We start from the raw sequence: 19,761 nt of genomic DNA on the forward strand, positions 1-19,761 counted from the left end.
TCTGCATTTATCTTAACTTCGATTTGAGCTTGGCCTTTGTTTTTGGGCCATAGATCCCGTCTGCAGTTAATCCGTTCATAAGCTGAAAACGTTTGACGGCATTTGCAGTTTTTGGTCCATAAACCCCGTCTATCCCATTATTTTTGGCACCCTTATCAGGATAAAAATAAAGCACGGCTAACGCCTTTTGCAACTGCAGGACTTTCGTGCCCTTTCGATAAGGCGATGTGAGTTTTATAATACCTGATGGCAGCAAATATGTTGGAGATGGCTCTTTTGGAGGTGTATCGGAGGAAGAAATTCCGTTGATAAAAGAATTCCAGTGATCCAAGAGTTTGCGCGGACAATTTTTACTGGACCATTTTTTGTGGGGAACGACATGATTCAACGGGATATTGTTTTCCTCCATTAGTTTTCGGATCAGCCACTGGGCATTTGCTGTTGCTTGATCAAAATTCCCGTCTGCATTTTCACAGATTTCAATCCCGATCGATTTGCGGTTGCCTGTCCCATTTGTACCGTCTCCCGCATGCCAGCCGTTTTCATTTAAAGGAAGATGCTGATAGATGACTGAATCGTCAACTGTAAAATGCCAACTGACAGTTGTGCTTGGATTTTTCACATAATTGGCGTGCATTTTCGCATCCGCGCCTTTTGCGGTATTCGCGGTATTATGCACCGTAATGTAAGCAGGCGTCATCGCATAGCCGGGGCGATTATCATTTGATGCCGGTATAAAATCCTTTTTTATCGTTACCATTTCTATCCCTCCCTACTATTAAAGAATGCAGAAAACAGAGAAATGGACAGCCTATTTTACAAGATAAAAAAGAATTGTGTTCCCAGTCTAAACATCGTTTTCAGTTGAACCGCTGAAATGACACCAGTTATACTAACCCTAGATGACGGAGGTTTTGGCTCCTGACATCATCTTAGTTGGGAGTGACCATAGACATGTTAAAAAAGATACTAGGTATTATCATAATGATTACTATCATTGCAGTCGGCTTTTTCCAGAAAGAAGCCTGGCTTGATGCAATCAAAGCAGGTGGGATGTTATCTTTTTTATTCAGTATGCTGCTGATTGCTGCCGATGTTTTTTTCCCAATTGTGCCGTTTGCTTTGGTAGCCGCTTTAAATGGCGCAGTGTTTGGAATGGCAAACGGGATTTGGATCACGCTGACCGGTTCAATGCTTGGTACAATGCTGCTGTTTTTTCTCGCAAGGTACAGCTTTAGAGACTGGGCCAGAAAAAAAGTACAGTCCTACCCTGCCATCCAAAGCTACGAGGCCTCCTTCCACAAAAATGCCTTTACAGCTGTTTTATTAGGAAGGCTCATTCCTGTCATTCCTTCTCTTGTTATGAATGTGATATGCGGGCTGAGTCAGGTGCGCTGGCATGTTTTTTTCGTTGCGTCTTTCATAGGAAAAATCCCGAATATTGTCGTTGTTACCATCGCGGGTGCCAATTTTGCCAGCAATAAATTACTGTCTCTCAGCATTTATGGAGCCTACATTCTGATCATTATGCTGATGATTTATAAAAAGTTCCCTCATCTGCTGAAAGTGCAAAAAAAATAAGGAGGCCTGTTCCCCCTTATTTTTTTTCTGTCGCATGGCCTCCGAATTCATTTCGAAGCGCAGCAACAACCTTTCCTGTAAACGAATCGTCAGTTAAAGAGCGGTATCTCATCAGAAGCGACATGGCGATCACCGGGGTTGCTGTCTGCAGATCAAGCGCTGTTTCCACCGTCCATTTCCCTTCTCCCGAAGAATGCATAATGCCTTTGATCTGATCCAGCTTCGCATCTTTAGAGAAAGCACGCTCGGTCAGCCCCATTAGCAAAGAACGAATGACAGAGCCATGATTCCACACTCTTGCAACCTTTTCGTAGTCAAAATCAAATTGGCTGTTTTCAAGCACTTCGAATCCCTCACCGATTGCTGCCATCATTCCGTACTCAATGCCATTATGAATCATTTTCAAGAAATGTCCGCTTCCCGCTTCACCAGCGTAAAGATATCCGTTTTCGACGGCAGCATCCCGAAACAGCGGCTCCGCAATGTCCCAGGCTTCAGGGTCTCCTCCCACCATAAAACAGGCTCCATGGCGCGCTCCCTCCATTCCGCCCGACGTTCCGGCATCAAGATAATAGATACCCGCCTCTTTCATATGATTGTAGCGGCGAATCGATTCTTTATAATGAGAGTTTCCGGCCTCGATGATCATATCGCCGTTACTTAATAAAGGTGTCACATCGCGCAATACAGTGTCCACAACACCGTGCGGCACCATGACCCATAGAATACGCGGCGTATCTAATGAAGATACCAATTCGTTTAGATTCGTTGTACCTTCAGCGCCATATGCTTTCAGTTCATCAACAGCCGCTTGATTTACATCATACCCGACCGCTTGATGATTACGGTCCAAGAATTGCTTTCCTATGTTTATGCCCATTTTCCCTAAGCCGATTAATCCAATTTTCATGTCAGTTCCTCCTGGTTGTCTAAAAAGCCTTTACTCTTTATGTTCCCAGTGAACTGTATTGTGATACGCAAAAACCATATGAGCTTATAGGATTTCACTGCAAAAGGTGTGTTTCTTATGCAGCCTGTGTTTTTGATTTCCCGATACCGTCTGCGCCCCCCCATCTCCGTTTCTGAGCTCTCCTTTTATAAAACCATTAACTTATCCTTGATTTCCCAACCCATTAAGTTAAAATATGGGAAGAGAATTAGAGTTTTTCAGTAAAAGAAGGTGACATGTTGAAGGATCAATCTCACACTCTCATTGGAGTTACGAAAACCGCAGCATACTTTTTATATGCTGCACTTGGAATCATCGGCCTTACAATCGGGTATTTTATTCCGCAGATTGCAAAATGGGCTTTATCCCTTCAGTGGATTCCTTTTGAAGGACCGCTCCGTCTCATCACCTCTTTTCAGGGCTCATCAGCTGCATTTATCACTGCACTGCTCGTGATGTCCGCGGGGATTTGGTTCGCTCATTCGGTTATTGCAATGCTGCTGTCTGTAAAGATTACAGATGACACAGTGGAATTAATCAAAGGAAAGAAAGTGCAAACGATTCGTTCCGACGACATCGCTCTTGTGTTTATCGATCACAAACGGCTTGTCCTCCTTGGAACAGCCGGATATGAATTGGTACGCGAAGAAATTGATGAAAAACCAGTAAAGGTCGAGAAGGCCTTTAGAAAGCATAAATATAAATGGGCAGCAGATGGTGATCCATTTAAAGGTCAATTTCGCCGGTGGATCCCTGATGCACCAGACCTCTCCCCAGGCGCCCATGCTTTATTGAAAGCTCGTCACAATGCACTGAAAGACGAGGAAACAGACGATGTTGAAGAATTCCGTCTCGAACTGGCACAGCTGGGCATCGTTGTTCGAGACGAAGGAACACGCCAGTATTGGCGAAAAGCAGAGACCTATCCTCCGAACCTTCAGCATCATGAAGGTTCGTAACAACAGAGGCTCAAGATTGAGCCTCTTCTATTTACTGCACAATAAACAGTACTCTCGTGCCGTCAGGATAACCGCTCATTTGATTCCCTACCCACGAGCCGGCCCCGCGATTATCTGAAGGTGTCACGTATCGGACGTCAGCTCCTGCACCGCCTTCCTCACAAACGGCCATCGGCCACTCATCCCGGTCATACCCCGGCTTCGTCGGAATTCCTTTTAACGATTCCGCCCGCCTTTTATCCGCTCCATCCCTGTCAATGGTGCAAATCTCAGAATGTCCCTCTGCAATCGCATCTCTAATATGATCTCCTGTTTCCGGATAACGAGAGAGCGGAAAATACAACACTTTGTCATACAAAGAAGCTCCCTTGATCGGCTGCGGAACCATGGAAGAAAGAAAAACCGCTGCTGCAAGAAGTAGGCCTGCCATCCATTTTTTCATTTCCATCCCCCTATACATTTGTTCCATTTCAATGTATGGGCGCATGTGAAAGATTATTTATAAAATTTGAAGCTAGCCAGCAGCGGCTCCCTGCGATAAATTTCCCGGTACAGACACAGACAGCCTCCCGCTCACATACATTTACATATAGGCTTTTGCCTACATACTTTTGTGGAGGTGACGATGGTGACAGGTGTTTTCGCAGCGCTCGGCTTTGTTGTTAAAGAGCTTGTCTTTTTAGTATCTTACGTGAAAAACAATGCCTTTCCACAACCGCTCTCAAGCAGCGAGGAAAAAAAATACTTAGAGCTCATGGCTAAAGGGGATGAACATGCCAGAAACATGCTGATTGAGCATAATCTTCGCTTGGTCGCCCATATTGTGAAAAAATTTGAAAATACAGGTGAGGATGCAGAGGACTTAATCTCCATCGGAACAATCGGGCTGATCAAAGGAATTGAAAGCTATTCCGCCGGAAAAGGGACAAAGCTGGCGACGTATGCCGCGCGGTGTATTGAAAATGAGATTGTAATTACAAAAGGGGGGTGCATACACCCCTCTTTAATAAGTTTCAATATATACGGTGTCAGAATCCACCACGGTAACTTCTTTCACGATAAAGTTAACAATTGTTTTTTTATCTTCAAGAGTTAAGTTATCTGCACCGATTGATTGAAAATAGTCGATGGCTCTCTTTAGAGCATTTTCACTTGAGCTTGTGTCATCCAGAACTTTCATTTTTGATTGAATTTCGCTACACTTTTCAGTAAGCTGGTTTTGCTTTTTTTGCAGTTCAATAATTTGTGCTTTGATTTCATCTATGTCTAAATCATCGTCATCGCTTAGGCTGATTAGCGTTAAAAGACGCTTGCGGCCTTTTTTTGTTTTCTCTATCTCTTTTTGAATGAGTTCTAATTCATCAGACAGGTGATTTGATTGTTCAATCTCTTTAAAAGAAGCATACTTTTGGGGATTTGTGATGAATTTAAAAATCTCACCCCATACATGACGGTTTAGCTTATTCTCAGACATTTCTTTTCCGCATCCGCGGTCCTTTGCGCCAGAATAATTTTTCCGACAAGTATACACATAGTAGTCTTTACCATGTGATTTTCTTTTCTTTCCTGTCATGGTATTTCCGCATTTCCCGCACCTAACCAAACCTGATAACAAATAATTGTGAGGACTGATACTCAAGTGCTTTCGTTTACTTTGGCCTAAAAGCTCTTGAGCATAATCCCATTGTTCGGCTGGGATTATTGCTGGAATTGAAACAGTGATTTGCTCTTCTTCAGGTCTTATTTTAATTATAGATTTGTTTCCTGCCTGTTTTGAAACATAGGAACCCTCAGTGTCATATTTATACTGCTTATGTTCCCCCTTATAAGAAGAGTTCATTAATATCTGTCGAACAACCTGCCTGTGCCATACTTTAGCGCCTTTTTTTGTTTTAATCCCCATCTGAGTTAAATGTAGAGCAATCCCATTCACTCTGCCGAAATAAGGGCTTTTATGATCGGTGAAATAGTTGAAAATCATCCGAATGATTTTTGCTTCCTCTTCAAATATCTCAAGAGTTCTTTTCTCTTTAACAAATTTATAGCCATATAGTTTAGAATCTTTAATGATCATGCCTTTTTTCATTTTTTGAAGTCGACCGCTTGATGTCCGTTCTTTGATTTTGGCTTTTTCAAATTCTGAGATTGCTCCGCGCATTGCGAAAAATAATTGGCCTTCTGGAGAATTGGCGTACTCACCATTTACAAAAATCAAGGGTATATTTCGCTTTCGCAGTTCATCATCAATGATAAGCTGATTCATTAATTTACGAGAAAGACGGTCAGGATCGTAACAAATGACTTGACTTATAAGCCCTTTGCTTGCGTCCTCCCTCAAGCGATTCAAAGCCGGACGTTCCAAAAGTTCTCCTGAAAATCCTTCATCGGCATACTTTAGCACATCCTTGGTCCCTGCTTTCTTTATGCAGGCCTCGATCTGGCTGTCGATGCTCGATCCCTTGATCGCTTGTTCCTCGGTCGATACCCTTACATATATTGCTATCACCCTGGATCTCCTTCCTATAAAGTTTTATTAAATAATGATAGCAATCGTTAATGCATTTGTCAGCTTGCGGTCCCTCGATGATTATTACCTTCATAAAATGCATCACCCCTTGGATAATGCTATGTAATAACTGTTTGTCCTAATGAAGTGATTTTCAATGAGTGTAAAAAGCAGTAAAAAAACTACCGGTTTTTCACTACACTCATTAGGTCCTCACATGGTAAATCCTCATAGCATTTCCATTTCCCTCTCTTATGTCTAATTTTCACAGACAGATAAAAGGTTCAAAAATTTAACTTTACAAGGTGATTACATCGGCCGAAATTTTAGGATATATTATACATATGAGAATGAAACTTTAATAAGAGGAAAAGCTTTTCCAGTACGAATTTTCATTTTTATTAGCAGGTGTAGAATAGGGGGAGATGCATAAATGAAAAATATTTTTAATCAATTGCATTTAGAGGAAATTTTAAATCGTATTGACAAATTAAGCCCAATTTCCAAGCCCCAATGGGGTAAAATGGATGTTGCCCAAATGTTAGCACATTGCTCATCCTTTCAAGACATTGCAATGGGACTTTCTTTTCCAGCGAGAGGTTGGTTAGGAATATTAATAGGAAACTTTGTGAAACCAATTTTTTATAATGACAAGCCATTAGCCCAAAATATGTCCACGATTCCTGACATTTTGATTGTAGATGAAAAAGATTTTGAAACAGAGAAGAAAATACTGAAACAAAAAATCATAACTTTCCAAAATAATGGTCCAGAGAAGTGTACGACTCATCCACATCCTTTTTTCGGTAAACTTACTTCTGAGCAATGGGGAAAAGGGATATACAAGCATCTTGACCATCATTTAAAACAATTTGGAGTTTAGTAAGATTTTAGAAATATAAATAAATGATGACTAAATACTTTAACTGCTTAGAAATAAATAATCATTCTATTGTTAAAAATAAAATTCTTTCTTCAACTAAAGAGTGATCCCTGCTTTCTTTATACAGATCTCGTTCTAGCTAACGTTGCTTTATCACTTGTTCCTTGGTCGATTCTCTGCCATCCCCTTTGGGTAATGCTATGTAATAAATGTTTGTCCTAATGAGGTGATTTTCAATGAGTATGAAAACAGATAAAAAACCGATGGTTTGAAACCATCGGTTTTCTACAATACTAGGCCCTCAACATAGTAAATCCATATCATTGGTTATGAAAGCTTGTTTTCATTACACTTTTATACTCATTTGCCATTAATTCTATACGTTTATGTCAATTATGGTTAAAAAATGGTGAGCAAAAAAACACCCTCTAGTGTTTAAACTAACATACCGCCAAATAGTCCGAGTTATAAGTAAATGTTTTTAACTATTGAAAAGGGAATTCCACTAAATATTCCGAAGACCCTAATATTTAATTAAAGTCTTGCATTAACGTATCAACCACTTCTTTTACAGTTCTGATTTCTTTAATTGGCGTAATTCCAGTACCTATAGAAATATAGCCATCGTCTGTATTGCCTTCTAGCATGCCGATACGCATTCCAATTGATCCACGCATCATTTTTGCTATTTCTTCACGACTAACACCTTGTTTATCCATTTCTACTAGTTCATTCGCAAATTTAGTAGGTAAAGAACGATAGTATGCTGGTAAAGTACGGAACATTAGTAAATTTTCTGCTGTAGCATCTACAATCATTTGTTTCACGTTTTCTGCTGCTGGATTTTCTTTTGTTGGAATAAAGACACTACCAGCAAACACACCTTCAGCGCCTAAAGCAAATGCGGCACGCACTCCTCTAACATCTCCAATACCACCAGCTGCCATTACAGGGGTATTTATAGCATCTACAATCATTGGAACAATCGAAAATGTCCCAATAACTCGTTCTGGAACCGTACCACCTTCATCAAATCCAGTCGCTACATAAACATCTATTCCAAATTCTTCTGCAGCTTTTGCATTTTCAATAGTAGGAGTAAGTGGTCTATAAACAATTTTAATATCGTTTTCTTTTAATGGTTTAAAGATTCTTTCATCCAGTATATCGTTCACAAGAACAACAGGAACTTTCTCGTCAATAACTGTTTCTAAAATTGGCCATGTGTAAGCTAAATCACGATTTACGATTACAGGTACTCCAAATGGTTTATTCGTTAATGATTTTGTTTTTTGTATTTCAGTTCTCATTCTTTCCGCACTTATTTCGGGTGAACGAGTTATATCAACCTGACCGGCATTTGGACCTAGAAATCCTAATCCACCAGCATTGCTTACCGCCGCAACAAATTCGGCATTAGTAACCCAAGACATCGGGCCCTGTATAATCGGCTTTTCTATATTTAATATTTTGCATATTCTATTATTCATTATTGAATCCTCCTGCTTAGATTATTTTCAACCTTCAGTTGGTTTAAAGAAATACTTAGTTTACTAAATAATTTTCAGTTTGGCTTACTTATTAGTACAATATTTTGGGCAGAGTATCTTCCAGGTTACTAAATATTTATTTAGGGTACTAAATATACATTTGAGAGAAAACTTAAGATAAGTTTTTCTCCATACGCTTTATTAAATCCCTTAATATTAAGCGTTCTTCAGCTGAAATTGACTGTAGTAATTTTTCTTGGTGTTCATTCCATTTAATTCTAACGGGTTCTTCTAATTCTTTGCCTTTGTCCGTTAGATAAATTCGCATAACCCTTGCATCTTCTTCATCACGTTTACGGTATATGAAACCATTCTGCTCTAGCGATTTAACCATATTTGTTACCGTAGGCGGTTCGCATTTTAAATGTTCACATAGCTGCATTTGTGTTATTCCATCACCTAACCACAAACGCGAGAGTAAATTATCTTGGCCGACATAAAGATTGAGTTCTCTAAGGCTCTCACTATAATTCCGACGCATTTGGGAAGAAACTTTATCCAAGGACATACGAATATCACAGTCCACACTAATCTTCAAAGATAAACCTCCTCTAGCCAAAAAATATTTAGCGGGCTAAATATATCATGGTTGTGTTTTAGTTGTCAACGTTTCTACATTGATTGCTCTTCTTCAGCTAACCTGCTCCGTTTGTGACATAAGAATGGTATATCTTTCTTTTAGAAACCGATGCGATTGTTGAACAAAAAGTATAAGGAGTGAAACATATTATTCATGTATAACATGTTTCACTCCTTATTTTATATGACTTTTTACAATTTAGGTCTTGATAAACAATGAGACGAATAACGATAAGGCAAAAATTAAAAGATACCAATATGTTTTTTGTACTTCATTAAATCGAGTCCCTCAACATAGTAAATCCATGTCATTGGTTATGAAAGCTTATTTTCATTACACTCCTTATATTCACTTGTTATTAATTCTATACGTTTATATCAATTATGGTTAAAAAATGGTGAGCCAAATCAATAAACATTTGTCAGAGAAGAATTTAATTTAAAAGCGAAATAAAAAGCTGCATACTCAGGAAAAAGAACCTTTGGCGAAAAAAGAAAGAAGCAAACATATTTATGTGAATTTGTGGCATACATGATATACAAAAGGTGCGCTCTAACTGAGTGCACCTTTTGTTTTATGAATTGTATATTTCTCTGTTTAGATTCACAACATCCTCGTGTGAAAATTCAACATCCTTTTTCTCTGCAAATATTTCCATCACTTTGTCGCGTAGTAATGGTGCTTTTTCTTTATTCGCCCTTTTCAACGCTTTCGTGAGTTCATCTTTTGTTAGCTCTGTGCAGTAAGCAGGAGTTCCTGGCTGCTGTCTCCAAGAGTCACTTAAAGAACCACTGTCTATTGCATCGAAGCCTAACTCGGACACTACGTCCATGACTGCTTGTTTTTGTGATGCGTCATCACCAGCAACTGCCATCGCGATTCGTTCACTAGAATCTGCGGATGTTCCTTCATTTTCTAAAGTATAGGCTAATAAGTTGTTGAACGCTTTAATGACAGGTCTGCCTAATTGATTTGAAACCCAAACACTTTCAACCATCCCGTTCTCGATTTCTTCAATTTTGTCGTCTCTAAAAGGATAATAATTTGAAGTATCTACAATGATTACTTTCTCTCCGACTTGATCGATAATGTTCCGAATGTTTGACATTGCTTTTGTAGGAAGAGATATTATAAGAACATCAATATTTTTAATTGCATCCTCTACGCGCACCGGTGTTCCAGAAAGCTCTTTTCCTTCTAAATATTCAATTCCCCTTGCATCTGCAATTTTGACATCATGCCCATTCTTAACTAATTCTTTAGAAATAATTGAGCCAATTGATCCTGCACCTATAATTCCGAATTTCACTATTTTCCCCTCCTAAAGGATTTAAAAAGAATAATTCTGCTTAAAGTTACACAATTATTTGTTTACCAAATCGCAACATATAATCATTAGATATGAAAAACGAATTGAGTATTGAATATTTCTTTTACATATACTAGAATAAAACCATTTCTCATCTTTTTAAAGTGGGCAATAAAAAATGCCGTAGTACATTTTTTTGTACTTAACAGTAGAAAGCAGGTGAAAAGGTGTCTAGAATATGCAAGGATGGATTTGACAAAGAGTGTATAAAGGAACAAAGAGAAGTATATGGTATTGCATATACCCAAAATATGCTTTCAGGACGCTGGAAGTATATTATTCTTTGGTTTTTAAAAACAAAAGAACGTCGTTATAGCGAAATTAAAGCTTTTTTATGGGACATTTCACAAGGTTCTCTTACAAAGCAGTTGAGAGAACTAGAAACAGATGGATTAATTAAACGAGAGGTTTTTCCGGAAGTTCCTCCACGTGTTGAATATTCATTAACAACTAAAGGGCGTGAATTTATCCCAATAATTGATATGATGGAGAACTTCGGCAAAAAATTCGGAGAGAAACCTGAGTGAAATAATAAGTAGAAGGTAAAATAACCTATTAATTCATAAAAAGGAATTATCCCTAAGCTAAACATAGGGATAATTTCTTTTTTATTAGAAGATCTCCTATGATTACAGGCAGTAAACCCTAAAGCAGGAGCCAACGTTAACTTATAGCTTGTTTATTTTTAAATGCTATTTTATCTTTCGTTTTTGTTAGATGTTTGACTGTAGTGATATTTTTAAAATAATTTGGTAATTCAAAATAATTCATATAGTATACATAATGAAATTATAAAAGTCACATAAAGTTTAGAAAAGAATTTGACAAAAAGGGTGATACGAACAAACCATGTACGGGATAAGAAGGGTGAATTTCAGACGTCCTAGCCCTTGCAGAAGGGGGAATTTTATATGAAAAGTCTAAGTCATTCATTTGTAAACGTAATTATTTTCTTTATTACGATTTTAGGGGTAGTTGCACTTATAAGCGAAATAACCAGATTAAACCGATCTTTCTTGCGATGATTGGCTCCTGCCTTTTAACCATCCTTCATATTCTATACACCTTTTCACCTACTTTCTACTGTTAAGTACAAAAAAATGTACTACGGCAATTTAAATTGCCCTCTTCCAAAAGATAATTAATGATTTTATTCTAGTGAATGTAACAAAAATACTCAACACGACTTTATCATATCTAAATGAGTATTTATCAATCATTATTGGAGAAATACAAGAGTTGGTCATTTACTAATTCCTGTGCAAAATCTTTTCAAGAAATTTATGTTCTCGACAATCTGTGCGCCAAGGCTACGTTAAATAATTTTCGGATGGGAGCGATCCAATTGAAAGGAGCGTGACCTTTCACTGCTAAACAGTATCTGTTGATTTGTTATAAATTGAATAGATTTCTTCTTCAATGTTATGATATTGAATCTCTTATGATGAAAAATTGGATATGAAAAAAGCCCATAAGTATTCTTTATATATTTTTGGTAATATATTTAGCCGGCTAAATATTAACGAAATTGAAAGGAGTTTTATAAAATGGCAAATAATCATCAGATACAGTTATCCATCTTAGATTTCGTCCATATTTTCAAGGACAGTAAGCCTACTGAAAGTTTAATGAATTCAACAGAGATGGCGCAACTAGCCGATAAGTTAGGGTATACCCGATACTGGTTTACTGAGCACCACAACACCACTAGCCAAATCAGCACATCTCCTGATTTGTTGAGTATGCATGCAGCAGCACATACGAAAAATATCCGTGTAGGTTCTGGGGGAATAATGTTACCTAATCATAGTCCCTTTAAAGTCGTAGAAAACTTTACTTTACTTGAAGCTCTACATCCTGGCCGGATAGATCTTGGAATAGGACGAGCGTCAGGAACCGACGGATGGACAGCTTGGGCCTTACAACGTTCACGGGAAGCTCTTGCCGCCAATGATTTTCCAGAACAGTTAGATCACTTAATTTCATTTTTTTCGCGAAACTTTCCAAGGACTCATCCTTTTAGCAATATTACACCTCCAGGTGATCCATCGTTAGTGCCTGATATATATATGTTGGGATCTAGTGAAGGCGGCTTACAATTCGCCATAGAAAAAGGACTTGGTTTTGCATTTGCAGCCCATTTAGCACCTCAATTAGCAATTCCAATCCTTCGCTCATACCGTAAAGAATTTAAGCCATCTTTGTATATGAAGGAGCCAAAAAGTATATTAGCTATTGGTGTTATTGCAGCAGAAACAGAGCAAGAGGCAAAGTATTTGGCAGGTCCAGTGGAGTTAATGTGGGCAAGAATGAGAACTGGTTCATCTAATTTATCATTTCCAACGTTAGAAGAAGCACAGGCTCATATCTATACACCTGATGAAGAGGCAGCTCGAAATGCTAATAAAGATCGGTTCGTGATTGGGAACGTTAATGACGTAGCCAATCACTTAAGACAGATGGCAAAGGCATCCTTAGTAGATGAAATCATGATAGCTGATTTTTATCCTAGTCAAAGCAGCCGACTAAAAGGATACCAACTACTAGCAGAAGAATTTAATCTACCTCTAAATAGGTAAAAAGAAGAAATAAAGTGGTCCAACTCTTACTTCCAATCATAAAAACGTATCATTCATTTTTGGTATATAGAAAGGAGAGGGAATAAATGACAAATAAAAAGCAGCTCAAAATTGGCGCTATTATTGATGGTGTTGGATGGAATTATATGGGCTGGCGCCATCAGGATATGCCTGCCAATGCTAGTGAAAATGTAGACTATTATGTACAAAAAGCTCAAAGAGCTGAAGAAGGTAAGTTTGATATGGTCTTTTTGGCTGATGTCAGCCATATTGGGCCTGGTATGATTCCACATTATTTGAGTATGTTTGAAGGCGTAAGTATTTTGTCTGCACTTAGCATGACTACCAGTCATATTGGCCTTACCGCAACCATTGCGACCTCATATGCAGATCCATTTACTGTGGCTCGACAGATGGCTTCTCTTGACAAGATTAGTAACGGTCGGGCAGGCTGGAATGCCATAACTTCTAATCCAGGAGGGTTAGCGAATTATAGCCGAACACATCTTTCTAAATCAGACTTATATCCAATGCAAAAGGAATTTTTAGAGATTGTGGAAGGTCTGTGGGACTCATATGAGGATGACGCTTTTATTCGTGATAAAGAAAGTGGAATATTCTATGATCCTAAAAAGATGCACGCTATAAACTATAGAGGAAGCTACTTTTCCGTGGATGGTCCATTAAATATTAGCCGTTCTAAACAAGGAAGACCTGTCATTTTCCAAGCTGGTACTTCATCAGAATTTATGGACATTGCATCGAAACATGCTGAAGGCGTATTGGTGAATGGCGACAATTTTGAATACGCTAAGAGCTTTAGCATGGAGCTAAAAAGAAGGGTAGCCCTAGAAGGTCGTTCACCATATGATTTTTTAATTATGCCGACGCAAAATCCAATTATCGGAAGAACAGAAAGAGAAGCTGAAGAAAAATTTCAGGAGTTAGAAAGCTTAATGCCATATGGATACAGAATACCAAAACCGAAGTTTTTTGGTTCGGCCGAGAAGGTAGCTAATCAAATTCAACTTTGGTATGAGGAAGGTGCTATGGACTTGCTCCTACTAAGACAGGAGCATCCTTCCGGATTTGATGACTTTGTTGATTTAGTTGTCCCTATCTTACAAGAAAAGGGGATTTTTCGTAAGGAATATGAATCACACACTTTACGGGGGAATTTGGGTTTACCCTATCCAGAAAACAGATATGAAAAATCAACTAAGAAATAATTTAGTATATACACGTTTGACTTGTCACTAAATACGAGAGAATCATAAACCATCATAAGATATAAATGAAGAAAAACTATCGTTAATTAAAAGGAGATTGTTTAATATGAAAAATCGAATTACAGAATTACTTGATATAGAGTATCCAATTATTTCAGCAGCAATGACATGGGTTACTTCTGCAGAATTTGTAGCTGCAGTTTCTAACGCAGGAGGGATGGGAGTATTGGGACCAAATGCTGGACAAACAGAAAAATCTTCAAGTCCAGAAGATACTGCTGATAGACTTAGAAAAGAAATACAAAAAGTCAAACAACTGACTGACAAACCTTTTGCAGTTAATTATATATTTCCCATGGATGAAACCAAGGAAGATCCCTTTACTAATGCTATTTTTGACATCTTAGTAGAGGAAAAAGTAAGAAATGTGATTGCTATCGGTCAAAAGGTAATTCAAAAGGAAGTTAATAGACTAAAGGCGCTTAATATTAATATTATTTATAGAGATCTCAGCCCTACTGCACAAAAATTAGTTGAGGCTGAAAAATCAGGAGTGGATGCTCTTATTGCAACAGGTTATGAAGCTGGGGGCCATATGAGTGACTACAAAATTAGTACACTTTCAATCGTACCTCAAGTAACTTCTTTGGTAAAAATCCCTGTCATTGCAGCAGGTGGTATCATTGATGGAAAAGGAGCTCAAGCTGCTTTTGCGATGGGTGCAGAAGGTGTATATATGGGGACACGCTTTATAGCCACAAAAGAGAACCCAGCTAGTGAGGCTACAAAACAAGCAATACTAAATGTGAAAAGTGAGGAATTTATTGAATTCAAATCCGGTATCGGACATTTAAGAACAATTCCTACAGAAGCTGGTAAAAAAGCGTTCGAACTTATCAATCAAGGAAAACCAGAAGAAGCCTATAAATATTATGGAAATGGTTTTAAAATTGGTATGTTAGATGGGGATTTAGTTAACGGCACTATAAGCTTATCCGAAGCTGCAGGTGGAATAAAAGAAATTAAGACTTGCGCCGAAGTTATTAATGAAATAATGAGTACCCTTGAAAAATAATAGTTTAAGTCCCTTTTTTCAATAAAAAGAACTTTAATGGAGTAACGAAAAAAGCCCAATTTCTCTATTTTAATACGGAGGAATCGGGCTTTTTTTTGGAGATTTCTCAATGTTATAAATCTGCATTTTTCCGAGGCTCCCCCACCTACTTCGTGTTTTTGTTTATGTTATTTTCTTTTAAAATATCTTTACATAATTTAGACCTCTTTCCTATTGTTAAGTACAAAAAAATGTACTACGGCAATTTAAATTGCCCTCTTCATAAATTAGAGTGTTGATTTTATCATATTGTATACAAGTTACATTATTTTTTAAAAATAACTCTAATCCAACTTAATCAGTTAAATCTAATATTTAAGAAAGGAAGAATGTCAAATGAATAATACAATTGAATTACTTCGTAATCATACTTCCATTCGGTCTTTTACAGATCAACCTCTCACAAAGGAGCAACGAGAAGCAATCTTTAAGGCAGCTAATCAAACTTCATCTTTCAGCCTTCTCCAGGCCGTTTCTATCATTAGAATTACAGATCCAGATCTTCGAAAAAAAGTGATGGAGCTTTCTGCGAACCAGCCTTATATTGAAGAGGCAGCAGAATTTTGGATTTTTTGTGCAGATTTTAACCGAAATCATCAAATTGCTCCCGATGTAGATCTTGAGTATATTGAATACCTTTTAATAGGTACATTTGATGCTGGGCTAATGGCTCAAAATGCTTTGACTGCAGCCGAATCAATGGGACTCGGTGGTGTATATATCGGTGGAGTAAGACTTCATATTACCGAACTAACTGAGGTATTACACTTACCGAAGCATGTGGTTCCTTTAGTGGGGCTATGCATAGGCCATCCTGCTGAAGAGAAACCTGGACTAAAACCACGTTTGCCTCAATCAATGGTCATGTTTGATAATCAGTATCAATCGCTAGATGAAGAAAAATTAGCAACCTATGATCAACAGATGCGTGAGTATTACCAGAATCGTCCTGTTAAAGCGCCTTTCACAGTGAGAAAAGTAAAGGGGTGGAAAGATCATATTGAGGATCATCTTGAAAGAAGCAAACTCCCCTTCATGCTTGAGTATTTAAATAAACAGGGATTTGCTAAAAAATAAATTGAATATTTCTGCAATCCATCCAAATAAAAGAGGAAGAGTTTTGACGCTCTTCCTCTTTATGCATCAACTCGATCTGTGGCAATTTTAAAATCCCACCCATAAGAAGCACTGTCAGTAATTCGTTTTTTCTCTGCAAGTCAGTAAAAGATAACCTAGCTTGAAATAAAAAACTAGTTACTGACTGATTAGTAACTAGTTTGATGAAATAACTGGGGGTAAAACTTTTGGAAAGTGCTTGGTTATAGTTACTCATCGCTAATTTTCTGTTAGATAAAATAATTAAAAGAACACAGCAATAGATCACTGTTACTAATTATTTTTTATTAACACAAATAAAAAAGGAAAGGGTTCATCCCCTTTTTCCTTTAATCATCAACTAGACTGCGGTTTTAAACTAATCATATTTTTCGCTTCGCCTCATACGATAATACTTTTTTGAAGGTTTAAATTTCCTCGATAAACCTTATTAATAATTGAGTCCGTGATTAAAGAAACAGGGATTGCAGCTGCTCATGATGATGATATAGAATTTAACAGTACTATGGTTGAGCCTTTATTTATTACAAATAAGATACTTAAATATGTTTACATTCTTCCTACTGAAATGGCAGAGCTAGACGTCAAATGGAGACGTTAACTGGAAAAAAAATCACCGAAAAAAGAACACCCCATCGAAAAATACCCAGAATGAGAGAAGTAAACCCAAGAATAAAAAAAGAGGAGTAAACACACGGTCAACTCCTCTAATTTTGTTTATTTACCTTTTGCTTCTTCATAGTCTGGTGTTCTCTTGATAGCCCCAGCCTTGTTCTCCGAAAGCGCTGCTTGTTGATTCTTTATGGTTCAATTCCTTAATTTTTTCTGTCAAAACTGCTGCTTATACGTTTTGTCCATTCGCGAAAAATGAAATGGAATAAATTAGACTTTCACATTCAACTTAATTTAAATTTTTTATAAATAGGTGATACTCATTTGGTAAATAGACCGATAATCTGAAATACCATATAAGCAATACCAGCTCCAATCAATGGCCCTACTGCTACACCATTTAACAGTACAACAGCAAGGATTGTACCAACGACAAGCGCTACTGTCACCTGCGGGTCTGATGACATTAAATTAACACCATATTTACCCATCACCGCTACCAGGATACCTGCAACTAACGCTACCCATGCATAATAAGATTTCACGCTTGCATATAGTTCATTGAAACCGATCTCCCCACTTGCAATAGGGACAAGTACTGCAATGGTGAGGACGGTAATCCCAATACTCAATCCTTTGGAAGCTAGAAAAGGAAATACTTTATCATCCAACTGCAGAACCTTAATGCCAAGCAGCACGTATGCAGCAATTGTAATGGATTGGTTCTTACCTATGATTCCTAAGATAAAAATAATTACTAAGAACAATGATGAAGTATTTAACAAGATTCTCCCTCCAAAAAACTAACAAAAAAGATATAAGTGCAGAAAAATACTAGATTCTAGTACAAAATCAATTAAATATAATAATGTAAAATGTAGTGTTTGTATTTTTAATTTCAATAAGTCTATGAGATGTTTTTCTGTTTTCAATACCATTTTGAACCCTTTATCATCTCCTTACTTTTTTAATGCAGAATAATATTACCATATATCAGGTCGACGGTCGACTTAGAAAGGCTACTATTTGTATTTCTCCTCCTTCACGTTTTTTTGAGATTACTGCGTTACTTTTGAGACTTAACTCAACCTCACGTCAGTCCTTTTTAAAGACAAAAAGAGGAGCAAACACATGTTTACTCTCCTCTAACTTAGTTTCTTTACTTTTTACTTCTTCATAGACTGTTTTTTCTTTGACAGCCCCAACCTGTAACTTTCTCCGTTACCTAGCATATATTCAAGTTCCTTAATACGCAAAAAAAGTTATTGCGTTCTCACCGAAAATTCAAATTGCGGTGCCTTATTTCCTTTTTTCTCTCATTAAAGCTACATATACGTGAAGGATTTAAAAGTGGATACAACCTTTATTCCTTTTGATTCAATTGTCAATGTTAAACCAAACCAATACATAAATAAAAAAACCCTCAATTGAGAGGGTTTAATCAGTTTCATGTTTGATTCCGGTCAGAAAGTTGATGATATGCTTCATTTTGCTCTACAGTAAAAGTAGTAACGAAACCTAAACTTAAAGTAACTGCAGTAAGAATAATGATTACGCCTTTTTTAAAATTCATACAGGCATTCTCCCCTCTGAATTTGTTTTTGCGTTTCAAGCATTTTTTGATGATAAACATATGATGTTTCAAATTCCTTTGATTTTGCAAAAACTTCAGCCGTATCAATCGCGATATCTTCCACATACGCATAATTCTTATTTCTTTCTAAGTAATCAATAGTTTTTTTGATTCCCGCTTGATCTACTGCATTAATATAAAGTGCTTCCAAGTACTTTTGCAGGGACACAAAAAGTTTATCACCTTGGGATATCGCAGCGGATAAACCCTTTTTACTCATTTTTATTGCTTCACTTGTTTTCCCCTGCTTAAAAAGAAATTTAGCGTATGTAAACAGGGAATGTGGTAAATTGCTCAACTTAGCACTTTCTGATACCTTGGCAGCCTCATTTAAGAAATGATCTGCTTTATCATTTATTCCTAAATCTGCGTAATTCTTTCCAAGATTGTAGTAAGCCGAGCTAAGTAGCCTTTCATTGCGATCTAATTGTTTGGACAACTCTAAGGCTTTTTCAAGGTGCGGCAGGCTTTTCTCGAAATGTTTAAAATCAACGTAATTTCCAGATATCACGAAATGACATTGTATTTTTCGCACTTTATAAAGTTCATATTGATTATAAATGTCCATCGCTTGTTTAACATGGTGCATAGAGATATGATTTTGCTTCATAATATAGTAAGCTTCAGCCAACTTAAAATGAAATTCCGCCTTCTCAATATCATCATTTACATGAGTAAGGTGTTTTTCTGCTTCTCGATAAAAACCAATTGCTTTGACATATTCCCTCTTATCAAACTCATACATCCCTCTGAAAAACAGAGAATAATACGACAACAGGCCAGATATGCCTTTATTTGAAGTCTCAATTTTTTCAAGAAGTTCGTCAATAGTTGGTCTTATACGTGTTGTTACGGGTTCCAAATAATCTAACATGATCTGATGACGAAATTTCATTAGGGAGAAGTAAATGAGTAAATACTCATCTTCCTCCATCCGTTGGATCTCTTGCTCCACCTCTGCCTTTAAAATCTCTGCATCCGGGACACTAAATTGACGTATCATCTTATACCATTCATTGATTTTCACGCCAACTTCTGACGATGATAAAACCGGATTCACAGGACCCCTCCTTTTATGTCTTTTTATGTGATATTCTAACA

General features: G+C 37.4%; 18 protein-coding genes and 3 pseudogenes. 9 read left to right on the forward strand and 12 right to left on the reverse strand.

Going from position 1 to position 19,761, the window contains the following annotated elements:
- Nucleotides 1–7 precede the first annotated feature (7 nt).
- Nucleotides 8–760, reverse strand: coding sequence for an N-acetylmuramoyl-L-alanine amidase (locus tag MOC09_RS16600; protein WP_268371126.1), 753 nt, complete (start codon nt 758–760; stop codon nt 8–10).
- 194 nt (nt 761–954) lie between these two features.
- Here MOC09_RS16600 and MOC09_RS16605 point away from each other — a divergent pair, with 194 nt between their 5' ends.
- Nucleotides 955–1,581 carry a TVP38/TMEM64 family protein gene (locus MOC09_RS16605; protein ID WP_268361239.1) on the forward strand — a complete coding sequence of 209 codons (627 nt, stop codon included), beginning with the start codon at nt 955–957 and terminating at the stop codon, nt 1,579–1,581.
- Nucleotides 1,582–1,597: 16 nt separating this feature from the next.
- Here MOC09_RS16605 and gnd read toward each other — a convergent pair whose 3' ends face one another.
- The gene (gene gnd, locus MOC09_RS16610) at nt 1,598–2,491 is read right to left on the reverse strand and encodes a phosphogluconate dehydrogenase (NAD(+)-dependent, decarboxylating) (protein ID WP_268371128.1); all 894 of its coding nucleotides are present in this window, start codon (nt 2,489–2,491) and stop codon (nt 1,598–1,600) included.
- Between the two features lie 275 nt (nt 2,492–2,766).
- Here gnd and MOC09_RS16615 point away from each other — a divergent pair, with 275 nt between their 5' ends.
- Complete coding sequence (locus MOC09_RS16615) at nt 2,767–3,489, forward strand: DUF308 domain-containing protein (protein ID WP_268371130.1); 723 nt, start codon at nt 2,767–2,769, stop codon at nt 3,487–3,489.
- 31 nt (nt 3,490–3,520) lie between these two features.
- On the opposite strand, the gene MOC09_RS16620 is transcribed toward MOC09_RS16615, so the two are convergent.
- Nucleotides 3,521–3,931 (reverse strand): NucA/NucB deoxyribonuclease domain-containing protein, encoded by a 411-nt coding sequence (locus MOC09_RS16620; RefSeq protein WP_268371132.1) that lies wholly within the window; start codon nt 3,929–3,931, stop codon nt 3,521–3,523.
- Between the two features lie 183 nt (nt 3,932–4,114).
- Between MOC09_RS16620 and MOC09_RS16625 the strand changes: the two are divergent.
- Nucleotides 4,115–4,465, forward strand: a pseudogene (locus MOC09_RS16625) (sigma-70 family RNA polymerase sigma factor); the annotation flags it as partial.
- A gap of 27 nt (nt 4,466–4,492) precedes the next feature.
- Here the strand turns inward: MOC09_RS16625 and spoIVCA are convergent.
- Together spoIVCA and MOC09_RS20190 are read right to left on the reverse strand one after the other, a co-directional pair.
- Nucleotides 4,493–5,953 carry a site-specific DNA recombinase SpoIVCA gene (spoIVCA, locus tag MOC09_RS16630; RefSeq protein WP_268371242.1) on the reverse strand — a complete coding sequence of 487 codons (1,461 nt, stop codon included), beginning with the start codon at nt 5,951–5,953 and terminating at the stop codon, nt 4,493–4,495.
- Nucleotides 5,911–6,089, reverse strand: a pseudogene (locus MOC09_RS20190) (hypothetical protein). The gene spoIVCA and the pseudogene MOC09_RS20190 overlap by 43 nt, the downstream one beginning before the upstream one ends.
- A gap of 339 nt (nt 6,090–6,428) precedes the next feature.
- Here MOC09_RS20190 and MOC09_RS16640 point away from each other — a divergent pair.
- Nucleotides 6,429–6,878: a DUF1569 domain-containing protein gene (locus MOC09_RS16640; RefSeq protein ID WP_105953561.1), complete on the forward strand. Its 450-nt coding sequence runs from the start codon at nt 6,429–6,431 to the stop codon at nt 6,876–6,878.
- A gap of 530 nt (nt 6,879–7,408) precedes the next feature.
- Here the strand turns inward: MOC09_RS16640 and MOC09_RS16645 are convergent.
- The 3 genes from MOC09_RS16645 to MOC09_RS16655 form a co-directional block, all read right to left on the reverse strand.
- The gene (locus MOC09_RS16645) at nt 7,409–8,368 is read right to left on the reverse strand and encodes a nitronate monooxygenase (RefSeq protein ID WP_268371136.1); all 960 of its coding nucleotides are present in this window, start codon (nt 8,366–8,368) and stop codon (nt 7,409–7,411) included.
- Nucleotides 8,369–8,540: 172 nt separating this feature from the next.
- Nucleotides 8,541–8,966, reverse strand: a complete 426-nt coding sequence (locus MOC09_RS16650) for a MarR family winged helix-turn-helix transcriptional regulator (RefSeq protein WP_032732229.1) — start codon at nt 8,964–8,966, stop codon at nt 8,541–8,543.
- Nucleotides 8,967–9,582: 616 nt separating this feature from the next.
- Nucleotides 9,583–10,317 carry an NADPH-dependent F420 reductase gene (locus tag MOC09_RS16655; RefSeq protein WP_268371137.1) on the reverse strand — a complete coding sequence of 245 codons (735 nt, stop codon included), beginning with the start codon at nt 10,315–10,317 and terminating at the stop codon, nt 9,583–9,585.
- 227 nt (nt 10,318–10,544) lie between these two features.
- On the opposite strand from MOC09_RS16655, the gene MOC09_RS16660 reads away from it, so the two are divergent.
- From MOC09_RS16660 to nfsA, 5 genes are all read left to right on the forward strand, one after another.
- A complete protein-coding gene (locus tag MOC09_RS16660) occupies nt 10,545–10,904 on the forward strand; it encodes a winged helix-turn-helix transcriptional regulator (RefSeq protein WP_268371138.1) in 360 nt (119 codons plus the stop codon).
- 1,020 nt (nt 10,905–11,924) lie between these two features.
- Entirely contained in the window at nt 11,925–12,956 is a 1,032-nt protein-coding gene (locus tag MOC09_RS16665; protein WP_268371140.1) for an LLM class flavin-dependent oxidoreductase, read from the forward strand.
- An 86-nt stretch (nt 12,957–13,042) separates the two neighbouring features.
- Nucleotides 13,043–14,185, forward strand: coding sequence for an NtaA/DmoA family FMN-dependent monooxygenase (locus MOC09_RS16670; protein WP_268371142.1), 1,143 nt, complete (start codon nt 13,043–13,045; stop codon nt 14,183–14,185).
- A gap of 106 nt (nt 14,186–14,291) precedes the next feature.
- Nucleotides 14,292–15,260: a nitronate monooxygenase gene (locus MOC09_RS16675; protein ID WP_326225196.1), complete on the forward strand. Its 969-nt coding sequence runs from the start codon at nt 14,292–14,294 to the stop codon at nt 15,258–15,260.
- Nucleotides 15,261–15,635: 375 nt separating this feature from the next.
- A complete protein-coding gene (nfsA, locus tag MOC09_RS16680; RefSeq protein WP_268371146.1) occupies nt 15,636–16,376 on the forward strand; it encodes an oxygen-insensitive NADPH nitroreductase in 741 nt (246 codons plus the stop codon).
- 804 nt (nt 16,377–17,180) lie between these two features.
- Here the strand turns inward: nfsA and MOC09_RS20270 are convergent.
- The 4 genes and pseudogenes from MOC09_RS20270 to MOC09_RS16695 all read right to left on the reverse strand — a co-directional run.
- Nucleotides 17,181–17,250, reverse strand: a pseudogene (locus tag MOC09_RS20270) (hypothetical protein); the annotation flags it as partial.
- A gap of 97 nt (nt 17,251–17,347) precedes the next feature.
- Entirely contained in the window at nt 17,348–17,812 is a 465-nt protein-coding gene (locus tag MOC09_RS16685; RefSeq protein ID WP_106020939.1) for a DUF441 domain-containing protein, read from the reverse strand.
- 662 nt (nt 17,813–18,474) lie between these two features.
- On the reverse strand, nt 18,475–18,600 hold the full coding sequence (locus MOC09_RS16690; protein ID WP_268371147.1) for a hypothetical protein: 126 nt from the start codon (nt 18,598–18,600) through the stop codon (nt 18,475–18,477).
- Nucleotides 18,590–19,720 carry an aspartate phosphatase gene (locus MOC09_RS16695; RefSeq protein WP_268371149.1) on the reverse strand — a complete coding sequence of 377 codons (1,131 nt, stop codon included), beginning with the start codon at nt 19,718–19,720 and terminating at the stop codon, nt 18,590–18,592. The genes MOC09_RS16690 and MOC09_RS16695 overlap by 11 nt, the downstream gene beginning before the upstream one ends.
- Nucleotides 19,721–19,761 lie beyond the last annotated feature (41 nt).

Origin of the sequence: Bacillus sp. N12A5, assembly GCF_026790125.1 — a bacterium.
Taxonomy (GTDB): Bacteria; Bacillota; Bacilli; order Bacillales; family Bacillaceae; genus Bacillus.